The sequence below is a fragment of the Elusimicrobiota bacterium genome (genome assembly GCA_016180815.1).
Taxonomy (GTDB): domain Bacteria; phylum Elusimicrobiota; class Elusimicrobia; order JACQPE01; family JACQPE01; genus JACPAN01.
Map to the genome: position 1 here is coordinate 58,008 of JACPAN010000008.1, position 12,299 is coordinate 70,306.

Annotated in this window: 18 protein-coding genes and 1 tRNA gene; 7 read left to right on the forward strand and 12 right to left on the reverse strand. The window is 52.7% G+C overall.

All coding sequences use genetic code 11. The annotated features are described in order from the left end of the window. Positions 1–5 precede the first annotated feature (5 nt). The 4 genes from HYT79_03770 to HYT79_03785 all read right to left on the reverse strand — a co-directional run bounded on the left by HYT79_03770 (position 6) and on the right by HYT79_03785 (position 2,511). A complete protein-coding gene (locus HYT79_03770; protein MBI2069698.1) occupies positions 6–431 on the reverse strand; it encodes a TraR/DksA family transcriptional regulator in 426 nt (141 codons plus the stop codon). A gap of 68 nt (positions 432–499) precedes the next feature. Beyond that, complete coding sequence (gene larE, locus HYT79_03775; GenBank protein ID MBI2069699.1) at positions 500–1,339, reverse strand: ATP-dependent sacrificial sulfur transferase LarE; 840 nt, start codon at positions 1,337–1,339, stop codon at positions 500–502. Between the two features lie 10 nt (positions 1,340–1,349). Beyond that, complete coding sequence (locus tag HYT79_03780) at positions 1,350–1,862, reverse strand: hypothetical protein (GenBank protein MBI2069700.1); 513 nt, start codon at positions 1,860–1,862, stop codon at positions 1,350–1,352. 52 nt (positions 1,863–1,914) lie between these two features. Next, on the reverse strand, positions 1,915–2,511 hold the full coding sequence (locus tag HYT79_03785; GenBank protein MBI2069701.1) for a hypothetical protein: 597 nt from the start codon (positions 2,509–2,511) through the stop codon (positions 1,915–1,917). Between the two features lie 21 nt (positions 2,512–2,532). On the opposite strand from HYT79_03785, the gene HYT79_03790 reads away from it, so the two are divergent. Continuing rightward, on the forward strand, positions 2,533–3,552 hold the full coding sequence (locus HYT79_03790) for a hypothetical protein (GenBank protein MBI2069702.1): 1,020 nt from the start codon (positions 2,533–2,535) through the stop codon (positions 3,550–3,552). A gap of 167 nt (positions 3,553–3,719) precedes the next feature. Here HYT79_03790 and HYT79_03795 read toward each other — a convergent pair whose 3' ends face one another. Beyond that, entirely contained in the window at positions 3,720–4,487 is a 768-nt protein-coding gene (locus HYT79_03795) for an NAD(P)-binding domain-containing protein (protein ID MBI2069703.1), read from the reverse strand. Positions 4,488–4,593: 106 nt separating this feature from the next. Next, positions 4,594–5,298, reverse strand: a complete 705-nt coding sequence (locus tag HYT79_03800) for a M48 family metalloprotease (GenBank protein ID MBI2069704.1) — start codon at positions 5,296–5,298, stop codon at positions 4,594–4,596. Between the two features lie 73 nt (positions 5,299–5,371). Here HYT79_03800 and HYT79_03805 point away from each other — a divergent pair, with 73 nt between their 5' ends. The 4 genes from HYT79_03805 to HYT79_03820 all read left to right on the forward strand — a co-directional run bounded on the left by HYT79_03805 (position 5,372) and on the right by HYT79_03820 (position 6,590). After that, complete coding sequence (locus HYT79_03805; protein ID MBI2069705.1) at positions 5,372–5,845, forward strand: cyclic nucleotide-binding domain-containing protein; 474 nt, start codon at positions 5,372–5,374, stop codon at positions 5,843–5,845. 59 nt (positions 5,846–5,904) lie between these two features. Continuing rightward, positions 5,905–5,975: transfer RNA gene (locus tag HYT79_03810), tRNA-Gly, on the forward strand. 121 nt (positions 5,976–6,096) lie between these two features. After that, on the forward strand, positions 6,097–6,378 hold the full coding sequence (locus tag HYT79_03815; GenBank protein MBI2069706.1) for a hypothetical protein: 282 nt from the start codon (positions 6,097–6,099) through the stop codon (positions 6,376–6,378). 23 nt (positions 6,379–6,401) lie between these two features. Further along, on the forward strand, positions 6,402–6,590 hold the full coding sequence (locus HYT79_03820; protein MBI2069707.1) for a type II toxin-antitoxin system HicA family toxin: 189 nt from the start codon (positions 6,402–6,404) through the stop codon (positions 6,588–6,590). Positions 6,591–6,662: 72 nt separating this feature from the next. On the opposite strand, the gene HYT79_03825 is transcribed toward HYT79_03820, so the two are convergent. The 4 genes from HYT79_03825 to amrB are packed head-to-tail and all read right to left on the reverse strand — an operon-like array spanning position 6,663 to position 9,504. Next, positions 6,663–7,466: a hypothetical protein gene (locus tag HYT79_03825; protein MBI2069708.1), complete on the reverse strand. Its 804-nt coding sequence runs from the start codon at positions 7,464–7,466 to the stop codon at positions 6,663–6,665. A gap of 45 nt (positions 7,467–7,511) precedes the next feature. Further along, positions 7,512–7,916 carry a retroviral-like aspartic protease gene (locus HYT79_03830; GenBank protein ID MBI2069709.1) on the reverse strand — a complete coding sequence of 135 codons (405 nt, stop codon included), beginning with the start codon at positions 7,914–7,916 and terminating at the stop codon, positions 7,512–7,514. 44 nt (positions 7,917–7,960) lie between these two features. Then, complete coding sequence (locus HYT79_03835; GenBank protein ID MBI2069710.1) at positions 7,961–8,206, reverse strand: hypothetical protein; 246 nt, start codon at positions 8,204–8,206, stop codon at positions 7,961–7,963. A 53-nt stretch (positions 8,207–8,259) separates the two neighbouring features. Beyond that, positions 8,260–9,504 (reverse strand): AmmeMemoRadiSam system protein B, encoded by a 1,245-nt coding sequence (gene amrB / locus HYT79_03840; protein ID MBI2069711.1) that lies wholly within the window; start codon positions 9,502–9,504, stop codon positions 8,260–8,262. Between the two features lie 85 nt (positions 9,505–9,589). Here amrB and HYT79_03845 point away from each other — a divergent pair, with 85 nt between their 5' ends. After that, on the forward strand, positions 9,590–10,462 hold the full coding sequence (locus tag HYT79_03845) for a hypothetical protein (protein MBI2069712.1): 873 nt from the start codon (positions 9,590–9,592) through the stop codon (positions 10,460–10,462). On the opposite strand, the gene dusB is transcribed toward HYT79_03845, so the two are convergent. Both dusB and HYT79_03855 read right to left on the reverse strand, forming a co-directional pair. Further along, positions 10,389–11,399, reverse strand: a complete 1,011-nt coding sequence (gene dusB / locus HYT79_03850) for a tRNA dihydrouridine synthase DusB (protein MBI2069713.1) — start codon at positions 11,397–11,399, stop codon at positions 10,389–10,391. The genes HYT79_03845 and dusB overlap by 74 nt on opposite strands. Continuing rightward, positions 11,400–11,612: a hypothetical protein gene (locus tag HYT79_03855; GenBank protein ID MBI2069714.1), complete on the reverse strand. Its 213-nt coding sequence runs from the start codon at positions 11,610–11,612 to the stop codon at positions 11,400–11,402. A gap of 29 nt (positions 11,613–11,641) precedes the next feature. On the opposite strand from HYT79_03855, the gene maf reads away from it, so the two are divergent. Further along, positions 11,642–12,262 (forward strand): septum formation protein Maf, encoded by a 621-nt coding sequence (gene maf, locus HYT79_03860; protein MBI2069715.1) that lies wholly within the window; start codon positions 11,642–11,644, stop codon positions 12,260–12,262. The last annotated feature ends 37 nt before the right edge of the window (positions 12,263–12,299 follow it).

A 12,299-nucleotide genomic window follows, 5' to 3' on the forward strand; every position in this document is an offset into this window, starting at 1 on the left:
CCTGGCTATGACGACGGCCGGGATTCGAACATGGCTTGGCAATTCATGCAGTAACGGCTGTAGGGCAGCACGCGCAAGCGTTTCAAGGGAATCGGTTTTTTGCACTGGTCGCAAATGCCGTACGTTTTGTTTTCGATGCGGCGCAGGGCTTCGTCGATCTGCATCAGGGTTTCCCGTTCGCTGCCGGTGATTTCAAAAAGCATTTCTTTTTCGTAGGTTTGCGTGGCGACGTCCGCGTCATCGCCGGGCTCGGCGTCCATCGCTTCCTTGAGGTCCTTGCTCCTGACTCCTTCGAGTTCCGAGGAGAGCTTTTGACGCATCTCGAAGAGTTCCTTTTTAAACGCTTTTAGTTCGGAGGCGGACAGGGGCGAAGTTAAAACAACGGTCTTCGCAGGCTTTTTAGCGGCGGTCTTCGTTTTTTGTTTTGCCATATGTTCCCTCGCTTTTAATTCTTATTCTTTAACATGTTTCATGGTTCTTTTCAAGTCCGGTATTATACTCATTGAGGTGCGTCCAACGCAGCTTCGGCGGTTGCCGGGTATAAGCCGAAGGCGACGCGCGTAAAACCCAACTCTGAGAATCGCCGGATGATTTCTTGGCGTTTCTTTTCAAGCGCGGGCATTTCTTCGGACGAGGTTTCAATTTTTGCCGTATCGAAGGCCAAATGCCTCACCCGCACGACGCGCAAACCGAAACTTTTGATGATGCGCTCAGCCTGGTCCACCTTTTCCAAGGCCTCGCGGGTGACAGCTTGGCCGTGCGGAATTCTTGAGGAAAGGCAGGGGCTGGCCGGCCTGTTCCAATTAGGCAAGCCGCTGTGACGGGCGAGTTCGACGATTTCAGGTTTGCTCAATCCTGCTTCCTCGAGCGGATGGAGCACATTGTTCTGCCGGGCCGCCAAGTAACCCGGCCGGTGTTCTTGAAGGTCGGAGAAGTTTGAGCCGTCGATCACCGTGAGATTGCGTCCGCGCGCCAAGGGCATCACGGCGGCGTAGAGTTCGGTTTTGCAGAAATAGCAGCGATCGGCGTTGTTGGCCAGATAGGCGGGGTTGTTGAACTCAGCGGTTTCGATCCATTCGTGGCGGACTCCGGTAAATAAAATCCAGGCGGATATTTCTTGCCGGGATTCCTCCGATAAACTGGGGCTGACGGCTGTTGCGGCCAGGACATTGTCGCGGCCCAAGGCCTTAAGGGCCGCGTAGCAAACATAGGAAGAATCCACCCCTCCCGAAAAGCAGACTAAAACGCGGTTGAGGTTTTTGAGGATTTCAAAAAGACGAACGCGTTTTTGTTCGAGATTCTCCGCTGCCCCGGGTTCGAGGAACGAAGAAATTTCCAAAGCGCGGCGTTTAGGCGGTTTGTTTTTGGCGGCTTAGGACGCCGATGTTTTTTTCAATAAGGCCGGCCGCAAGGAAAAAAGCGCCGCCGTAAAGGAAGTTGGCCGCCAATTCGTTCCTAAAGAAAGGCAGGGCGGCCAAATAGCAGGACCAAAGCCCGCCGCCGGTGTGCGGGTACATTCCCGAACCCAGCCAAACGCCGAAATTGCTGATGATGAAGAAAATCGCCGATGAAAGCCCCAGGCCCAAGACCCGTCCGGCGTTGGAGGAGCCCATGATGCGGCCCAGGGCGACGGTGATCAGAAAGCTCGCGTAGACGAAGGGAAGGGTTCCGTGTAAGCCGATTACCAAATCGGAAAGCGCCAGAATGGCCAGGGGCGCAAGGAACGCGGCCCACTTATTCGTTAATTTGTTGCCGCCGAAGAAGGCGATGGCTCCGGTTGGCGTGAAATTGGGCGGGTGCGGCAAAACGCGGGCAACGGCCCCCAAGGCGATCAAACCAAGATAGTAGATATTGGATTTCATGAAGTTTAACCTCTCTGCATATGGCGTTAAATTAGGCGTCGACGGGATCAATTTAGCGTTTTTGTTCCATTGGTTCAACTATCAAAATGGAGGCGCTTTTTTCCCGTCTGGGGTTGTAGGGGTCGGTGACTTTTTTTCCGTCGCTGATGAAATTATATTTATAAATTCCCGGGGCGACGCTCAGGCGCGCTCTCCAGACGCCCGGCTTTTCTTTCTTCATTTCCAGGCCTTTCCATTCGTTAAAATCCCCGGCCAGTTCCACTTTTTTCGAGCGGTAGTTGATATAGGTGAATAGAATATTGCGCGGAAGAAGCGCATGCACGTCCGTCGCCGTCTTGGCTTTTTCGAGATCAAGGGAGGGCGGCGTCGCCTGTGCCGGCGCAGGTTTGGGCGCAGGCGGCTGAACCGACACGGTTGGTTTTTCCTCCTTTGGCGCGACCGGCCCTCGTTTGATGAGAACCGGAGCCGGTTCTTCGGCGTCCACGGTTTTGACATAGCGATAGGCGGCCGTGTACCCGGAAAGGAGCGCCACCAGAAGGGATAAGACGATAATGGCCTGATACGACAGGATTTCTTTTTGCCCACCCAAAAGATTTTTTTTAGCCGGAGCGGGCGGCGTTTCTTTGTTCGGCGCAGCCGGTTCAGCCATCACTTCAATATATAATAAACGTTGTTTTTCCTCTTGACGAGCAGCCTCATCCTTTTGGCTTCGGCCGCCGAGCCTCAACCCCAAGGTCCATTCGCGATTTATGGATTCCATATGCTTTCGTGGAGCAGCGATGGCTATGGCAATGCCGAAGAAGGGCTGGCCGCGCTCAGTGAAGTGGCCGCCACCGGAGCGCAATGGGTTGTGTTCGTACCCACCGAGTTCATGCCTGTCGCTACCAGCACTCAGATTGTGTCCGGCGAACGCAGCCCTTCCGATGAATCTTTAATCGCGGCCGTGCGCCGGGCGAAAGCCTTGGGGATGAAGGTCGCGATCAAGCCTCATGTCAACAGTTTGGACGGCACATTCCGCGGTTATATCAGACCGTCTAATGAAACGGATTGGTTTCGAAGTTACAGAGTGTTTATTTTGCGTTACGCCCGCTTGGCGCAGGCTTTGCAGGCTGATGCTTTTGTCGTCGGCACCGAACTTTATTCCATGACCCGCGCCCGGCATGAGGCTCCTTGGCGCCATTTGATCCGCCGCGTTCGCCAGGAGTATCAGGGCCCGTTGACTTATGCCGCTTTTTGGCTGGAGTGGGATTCCGTGCCGTTCTGGAGCGAGTTGGACGCGATCGGCGTCAACGCTTATTTTCCCATGGGTTTGCCCGGATCCGGCGACTCTGCCGCGCGATTCGTCCGCGTTTGGCGGGAGCATTACATCCCCCGTCTTCGCGGCTACGCCCGCCGCCACGGCAAGCCGATTATTTTTTCCGAATTTGGAATTTCAAGTCAAAGCGGAGTCTATGTTTTCCCCTGGGTTTACCGCCGCCATGGGGGCGTCGACATGCGGGTTCAGCAAAATTATTTCGCCGCTTTCTTCAACGCTTTTCGCGATCAGGGCGATTGGTTTTTGGGATTTTGGCAATGGGGCTGGACCGTGCACAATGATGACGGCGGTCCGGAAGACATCAGCCACACCGTGCAAGGTAAACCCGCGTTAGAAGTGTTTAGGCGCGAGTTTTTGCGCGGCGCCGGACGCTGAGTACACGCGGGGCTAAATTGTGATTGGGTTTTTCGAGGCGATTTTGGCCCGGATCGAAGCGAACCGCAGCGAGCATACCCGAAGCGGTATGTAAGCGAGGATTCGCAAAGAGCCGGGGCAAAAGCGTCCGAAAAACACGGTCAGAATTTAGTCCCGCGTGTACTGAGTTATTTGTTGTTCTTGTATAGGCTGGCGGCCTTCTCGGCCGACACGACGATTCCTTTAATCAACGCCGAGCCGAATCCTTCATGTTCCATTTGGTTCAAGCCTGCGATGGTGCAGCCTTGAGGCGTGGTGACTTTGTCGATTTCGGTTTCCGGATGATTTGCTGAGGAGAGGAGAAGCGCCGCCGCGCCTTTGGCGGTTTGAGCCGCCATCATCAAGGCCTCGGAGGCGTGGAAACTGATTTGAATGCCGCCTTGAGACGCCGCGCGGATGGCCCGAAGAAAGAAGGCGATGCCGCAGGCGCACAACGCCGTGGCCGGGACCATTTGATCTTCTTCGATAACCAGGGTTTTGCCCACCCCCCCGAAAAGCGCAGCCGCCGTGTCCAGCGTTTTTTGCGGCGTTGTTTCATGAGCGGACAAACAGGTCATGGACTCGCCGATAGCCACCGCGGTATTGGGCATGGCCCGGACGACCGCGATGGATTTACCGGCTAATTTTTTGATTTCCTCGATGCTCACACCCGAGGCCACGGAGATGACCGTATGCCGGGCAAGCTCAAGAACTGGCGCGATTTCTTTGATCAAGGCCGGCATTTGTTTCGGGGTGACGGCCAAGATGACCACGCCTGACTCGCGCACCGCTTTTTTATTGTCCGCGCCCACGCGGAAGCCTTCGCGCTCGAGCGGTTCCAGGGCTGCTGTTTTGCGCCGCGTGATCATGATTTGCCCGGGCGCAAGCGTTTTGGAAAAAACGAACCCGCGCGCCATGGCTTGGCCGATATTGCCGCCGCCTAAAATCGCGAGCGTTTGTTTTGAAACGAAAAACTTTTTTGTTTGTTTCTTCACGGCCTGAGTATATCTTTCTTGCCGCCGTTTACCGGGCTTGCGCGGCTTCGGGGCAGAGCGTGAGAAAAAGGCGCTCGCGTTCTTCGGGAGTCTCGTGGGTTCTGCTTTTTTCAAAAAATCGTTTGACGTCTTCGCGCGTTTTTCCCCTGACGGCCCAGAGATAATCGGCGAAGTGCCGGAATACCCGCCGCGCCTGGGCGCAACGAAAGCCCGCTTGCCGCATATACGGAACGGCCTGAAGATCAGCCTCCTTTTCCTGGTCCCAGATCAATTGATGGAGAGCTTGCCGGCCGGCGGTTTCCGGCGCTCCTTCCATGGCGATGATTCTGATTTCGTTGTGGCCGAGTTTAAGATGCGCGAATTCATGGGCCATAACCAGGGCCAGCTCATGTTCGTTGCGCACGATGTCGAAGAGCATGGGATGGACGCCCACTAAGGCGACATTCGGATCGCATCTGCCTAACAGGCAATTGGCCGCGGGGTTTTCTCCGGTGATATCGGGATTGCCATAGGCTAATTTGGTGGGCGTTCGGTAATCGCGGCGGCGCCGGAGAGCCTTTAAAAGGCGGTTAAAGACACGCTCTGTTTCTTGGCGGGCATCGTCGTACCAGACAACGCTTCGGGGAGGGTCTTCGGGATTAAAGTCGTAGACGCCGGGAGGCGTCTCCTGCGCATCAAGCGCGGTGATGACGATGAGGCAACCCCAAGCCGCCGCAATGCTGATTTTTGACATATGGGCATTATAAGGTTAACCCAAATTCGGTCAAAAAGGTAAAATAAGATTTAAGAACGAAGAGGAGGCTAGGATGCCTTTTGACGATACGCTGTTTCTAAAGAGGTCCGTCGATGTCTTGGGTTTCTTCGATGTGGAGCAGCTCAAAAGAATAACCCCGGATATCGTTCACTCCAAATATAAAAAGGGTCAGACCGTGATGCTGGCCGGAGAATTTTCCGCCAATTTTTTCATCATTAAAAACGGAAGCATCAATATTTTTACCAAGGAAAATCCGAAGGACCCGGCCATGACGCTTAAAAAAGGCGATTTTTTCGGCGTCATGAATTTATTCAGCGGCCAGGCTTCCGTGGTGGCCATCAAAGCGGCCGAGGATTTCACGGATATTATTGAAATCCCCTACGCGTCGTTTCAGAAGCTGTTGGAGATGCAGCCTCTGTTGAAAGAAGCGCTCCTGAAAAAAGTCGAGGAGCGCATGAAAGGGGTCAATCCGCAGCCGGCTCCGCCGCCCCCTCCAACGCCGCCTCAAAATCCCCCGGCAGCCTAGGTTCCCGGTCTTTAGTAAAATTCCCCCGTACTGTTTTTCAGCGTTTAGGCTCTAAAATTGCGGGTGTAGTACAATGGCAGTATGACTGCTTCCCAAGCAGTAGACGTGGGTTCGATTCCCATCACCCGCTAATTTGTTTGACTATAACCTGCGAAATTTGATTCCCCATGTTGCTCAAAATTCCTTACGGAAGCGTCATGGAATGGCGTGTATAATGGCAACAGAGAGCAATCCGAATATACGGACAGTAAATGAAAAACGAATTTATTTTTTCAAGCGCCATTATTAAGCAGCCCAAAGGCTATAGCGCCCTGTGCCTGGATTTAGATGTGGCTTCCAACGGGGCTACTCCGGAGCAAGCCCAGAGAGCTTTATATGAAGCCGTAACACTCTATTTGGAAACAGCCTTCGAAAACAACCTGCCCCATTTGCGCCCCGTTCCGAGGGACCAGGACCCAAGATTCCAGAATCCCGACAGCATCCTTCAAACCTTTAATCTTCGCGTGGATTTTAAAATCCAGGCGCATGCCTAAACTGCCTGTCTTAAGGCCAAAAGATTCCGCTCAAGGCCTTGGAAAAAGCGGGATTTATTTTGATTCGCCAAAAAGGAAGTCACGCCCAGCTTAAGAAAGCCAACCTGTTGGCGACGGTTCCCATGCACACCGGGGACCTAAACCCAGAAACCTTGAAATCCATCATACGGCAAGCCAGGATGACGGTGGATGAGTTGTTGGCTTTGCTTTGAAAAAAATTTAGTTTCAAGTTTGGCCTACGTCAAGCAGTACATGTGGGTTGGGTTCGATTCCCATTCATCTACTTACGCTATACTTCTGTTGAAAAATCTCCAAATACTATTTTTGAAATTTTCGACCAAGGACTCTTTGTCTAAATCCGGCATTTCTTCTTTTGCTTTTATTTTTTTAAAACAATAATCGTACGCAACAAAAAATAATTTGCAACTTATCAGAAAAGGTGTCAGAACAGAGTTAAAATTTTTTTTGAGTTTTGGTTGCCGAGGGAAGATGATCCCACTACTGCCAAATTGTTGATTTTCGACTAATCCTAAAGAGTTTGGGTGACATACCTCGGAGAGAAAATCGTATTGTTTGCGAATAGGAGCATTTCGTAATACAGTGCGAATATCATCTGATGAATTTTTACCCATATCTTTGAGAAAAGTATCGATGGCGTCGATTAATGTTAAACAATTGATTGGTTCCGGAGTATCAGGTTGTTTTTCTTTTAAAGGGGCATATCTTGATCCAAGACAGCTTCTGTCTAATATCTCCTGCAATTTATTTAAATCCAATTTATTGGCGTAATACTTGCTTAGATTAGTAGCCACGTGACACACGGCGCCAGTTGTTTCCATGTGAGCCCTTGCAGCTAGGAATCCTAAAAGAGGGGAGACGTCGCATTCAGTGAAGCCTAAGTAAAGGAATCGTGACCTTTGAAGAATTCCCATCAAAAAGAAGGTTGCATGATGACCGAGCATTGAATTGATGTAACTTTGTCTCGGTCTAAGGCGATAAAAGTGGCGCTTATCGTATTCTGTGATGTAATAATTTAACTCGACAAAATCCTTTGGAGATATAACAGGCTTTAAATTTTGGTTTACCATAAGGATTGCGAGTGGATTATAGAGGACGTGATTGGCGGTCCATGCCTAATGTTTTAATTTTTTGGATGGCAGCGGCGTCAGTTCTATGCTTCCTCTGTGGGCCGCTAGTTTGATGATGAAATGATCCAGAAAACCTTGAATGCCTAGGAGAGGCATTTGCTGTTGATCTTCTTTAAGAAAGAAAATTACTGTTTCGAAACGATAGGCTCCGCCGATTTCCAGATGCAGACGGTGTGGATAACCTAAAACCCGCTGACCGGCAATCCCGCCGAATTCCTGGCCTTTTCCTGTTTCTGTGTCCGCTATGTCGTTGATTCCAAGGACTTTAGCCACGCTCGAAGGAAACAGGTTTTTTGAAGCTCCGCAATCAATCAGCGCGTCCGTATCAAAAGAAAGATGAGTTGTAGGGTTAAGAACGTTGATCGGAATGATGGGAAGCGCAACAGCCAAGGGGCTGGTTGAAGTTTTTCTGAATTTGAACTGCAAGAGGATGATTAAAGGGCGAAATTTAAATCAGCGGGCGGAATATGAATAAATCTCGGATGATCGTAGCCCTGTCCTTTGGCTTTTTTCGCCAATAGCGTCAAGTCCGGAGAGTGACCGAGCAGTTTTGATTCATCGGGCGTGAGGGCAACCCACTCGTTTTTGTAGCGAGCATAAACCTGGTATAGGTCATCGCGATACTCTCGCCGTTTGTTCATCTTCGTTTCCTTGATATTAGGATAGATGGTATTAATCATATTTACCAGTATTTAAATTTTACCAATTGCCGTTTATAAAAATTTTTTGGGATTCAACCTTCCGTAAACGCCATGCTGGCGAAGGAGACTTCGCCTCCGGCCGGGTCGGGGGCGTGGCCGTATTTCAGAAGTTTTCCCTGGGCTTCGGGGTGCAGCCGTTTGAGTAGCCAGGTAAACGCATAGAGGCATCCTGAGCCGCAGACTTTTCTTTTGCCCCCCTCGGCCATCACGGAAACGAAAAAGCCCGGCGCGTTTTTTTCCAGCAGCCGGTCGATGCTTTTGGCATCTTCGGTTTTCATCCAGGGCAGAAGCTCGGCCACGGGCTCGGCGTCGCCGAAGCGCGGACCGATATGCGCGAAATCCGCGCCCGCCAACAAACAGATCCGGCCGGGATAATTTTTTAGGAGTTTGGCCAAATGATCCAGCGTCTTTTCAACGCGGCGCAAGGTGCCGTCTTCTTCCGTGAACGAGGAGCAGAGAATGGGCAGGATGCGGGCTTCTTTTTTTAATTTTTTTGCCGCATAAGCCAGCCAAACGGCTTGAAATTCGATGGAATGCTCCCGGCGATGAAAAAATTCATGCTCGGTTAAATCCGTTCCGGCCGCCCGGGCAAGAGATTCGGCCAGATCGTCATCAACCGCGACCGGCCCAAACGGCGTTTCATAATCTTTTGTTCCCAGCACCAGAGGAACGGGCGGTCCGGCATGAGCCACGCCGAAGACGACATAAAGATCGGCCATCGCGCGGCTTAGGATTTCCCGGTAGGCCCAGGCATAGGCCCATCCGCCCCGTGGAAAGTCGATATGCGGGGCCACCAAGCCGAGCAATTCTTTGCGGCCGTCCGTTTCATTCTTGCCCGGCCCGGGTTTTTTGAAATAGCCGTCGAGTTCGGCTTCAAGGGCCTCATGGCGGGCCTTATAGCTTAGCCCTGCGAAGACCGTAGGCCGGCGTTTTAAGCGGCCATACTCCGCGCGCACGCGGCGCAGGCGTTCTTCAAAATTGGGCGATAAAAGCAGGAAATTGCCGTCGAGAAGGCGCACGACATCATCGATTTCTTTGACCGTTAAAACGCGCCGGCCGAACTGCCGGCTGAAAGCAGTCTGAATTTCCTGCGGTCCGGATTTCCCATCCAAGCAGGCGGCGATAAAAAATTGTTCCTTGGTCAAAACCACCGGGTTTTGCGTCAGGCCGTCCATGTCCTTGAGATAAAAAAGATTTTGTCCCCGATGGCGAACCGGAATCACGTCCAGGGCCCTCATCGCAGGGTAGGGCTTGGGGTTCTTGGTTTTATTCTCCATGGCGCAAGTATTCCAAAAAATATCGTCAAAGTGTTTTTTGCTAAATTAATGTCGGCCGGTCCCGTTAAACGGCCCGGAGGGGTGCATGTTGCGTCGTTTGCCTGTTTGTCTTTTTAGCTTGCTTGCGACCGCGATCGTCCTTCAAGGGGCCGATGCCCCTGAATCCCTTTGGCGCGCGGGCCACGAAACCGTGGCCGCTTCAGCGCGCTCTCGTCGGGTCCGTCGCCGGCCGCCTCAGCGTGATCCTAACGCCGGACCAGTTATCGAGCAGCCTCGCGTGATTAAAACCAGCCCGGAGCGCCCTCAAGGCGAACCCGTGGGCCGGACTGAGCTGGCCCCTCTTCTGGATAAGCTCCTTGTGTTGTTGAACCTTGAGTTAGGGGCCCATCCTTGGTTTACCGGAGCGGCGGTCAATCCCGGCGGCGATCAGTTTTTCCTGACTTTCATGCCGCCGAGCAAAGATGGAGTGGTCGTCGAACCGCTGGATGTGAACCGTTTGCGCGGCAATGGGCAAGTGGTGACGTTGGATGAAGCGACGCTTTATCGCATCAAGCTTCAGGTGAACATTTTTAATCCGGTCCGGGGAAGCACCATCCATTTGACGCCAGAGAAACCTACACAAGGATCAAGCCATCGCTTGGGCACCGGACAACTCCTTGATTTGATTAAAAACAATTCTTATGTGTTTCGCGCCAAGGGCAAGGAATTTTGGTTTCTCTACGGCACGGATATCGACGCTCAAAACCGCCGCTTCGCGGAAACCAAAAGCCTGGGTTTTTTCGCGGAACGCGGGATGAATTCCAAAATGTGGACGCTGCCCGAGGCGCAATTGCCTTCCGAACAGGCGGTGGACGTGGCGTTAGGGGATACGGTGATCAGGCTTTTTAAGACGCAGGAAGGAGAGCTTCTGATTTTTGAGGCTCCGCCTCCCGCTGCTCTTGCATCTCTACGGCCTTAAACCAGCCTTCTTTAAACAGCGCCCAGGCTTCCCCTGCGCTTTTGGACGTGAAAATTTTCTGGCGCAGGGCCGCGGAGCCGTACATCCCCTTCGAATACCACACCAGATTTTTTTTGACCTGAAAATCCACGTCGCTTTCAGGGACATGGGCGTGAATCAATTCCTGATGGCGTTTGATGACGCGGTATTTGCGCGCCCATCGGGTTTGCTCGTCAAGTTCTTCAAAATGAGCGTCGAAAACCCAGGGCTGGCCCAAGGCGCCGCGTCCGATCATCACGGAAACGGCCCCGGTTTCATTCATCATGCGCCGGGCATCGGCCCAGGAGCGCACGTCGCCGTTGCCCGTGACCGGAATATTTACCGAGCGGACCACGTCCGTGATCACATCCCAAGGCGCTTGGCCTGAAAATCGCTGGGCGCGCGTGCGCGGATGAACCGCGATGGCGTCGACGCCTTCGGCCTCGGCGATTTTGGCGATCTCAACGGCGTTGACGGTTTTCTCATCCCAGCCGCTTCTGATTTTAACGGTGAACGGCAAGCGGATCACCCGGCGCAAGGAGCGCAAAATTTCGGCCGCTTTCAACGGGTCTTTCATTAACGCCGCTCCTTCCCCTTTTTTGACGATTTTGGGCACCGGACAGCCCATGTTGAGATCGATAATGTCCGCGCCGGCTTCTTGGAGCCGTTGAGCCGCTTCAGCCAGAATATCCGGCTCGCAGCCTAAAAGCTGCATGATAATGGGCCGCTCTTGAGGAAGGTACAGCGTGCGCAGACGGGTGGATTCCGAGCCCATCAAGAGCGCCTTGGCGTCGATTTCTTCGGTAGTGACCAGGCGGCTGCCGCATTCCCTGGCGATCAGGCGAAAAGCGATGTTGGTGATATCCGCCATGGGCGCCAAGCGCACGGGCGAGGCGGCAAGAATGGAACGAATATTCATTTAGTTACGTTTTTTAGCGACGATATAGAGCGCGCCGATTTTCTCGGACACATGCGGGATATTCCTGGCCTCAAACTCGCGGCTGACATTGTTGAAATCATCCGGATTGCCGTATCCTAAAATCAAATTGCCGCAGCCGTCGCACACGGCCCGGTCCCGGTGCTTGAGGATATTTTTTTGAGCTTCTTGGCGGCAGCAGTCTAAGAGCGGCATAAGTGTTATTTTACTCCTAAAATTGATCGATGCCCTCGTTGATTTTAGCTTCCGCCTCCCCCCGGCGCCGCCGCCTATTGTCTGAGATCGGCTTGCGTTTTAAAGTCAGCCCCAGCCGTTTGCATGAGGACGTGCGCGGCCTGCGCGATCCGGTCGCCATATGCCGGAAATTGGCCGTGGATAAGGCGAAATCAGTAGTCCGGCATCATCCGGAGGATTATGTTTTGGCGGCAGATACCATTGTTGTTTTTCAAGGCCGAATCCTAGGCAAACCCAAAAATCGAAAAGAAGCCGTTGACATGCTCACCATGTTATCCGGGCGGCGCCATGAGGTGCTGACTTGCGTGGTGTTGGCGGCTCCGGGGCAACGCATGACATCGGTTTTAGCGCGAACCAAGGTTTTGATGCGCCGTTATAGTGATCAGGAAATACGGCGTTTCGTGGCCTCCGGCCGCGCCCTGGATAAAGCCGGAGCTTATGCCATCCAGGACCCTAAATTTTGTCCGGTGGCTTCTATCAAGGGTTGTTATTGCAATGTCGTCGGTCTCCCTGTCAAAACCGTTTTGATTTTGTTGAAAAAACGAAATTTTTTCTCGCCCGGCCGCCTTCCCCGACTATTTGCTTGCCGGGAGTGTCCGCTGGCCCGATGATCGTTGCTTTGAGCCGGCAATTCCACAATCACTGCTG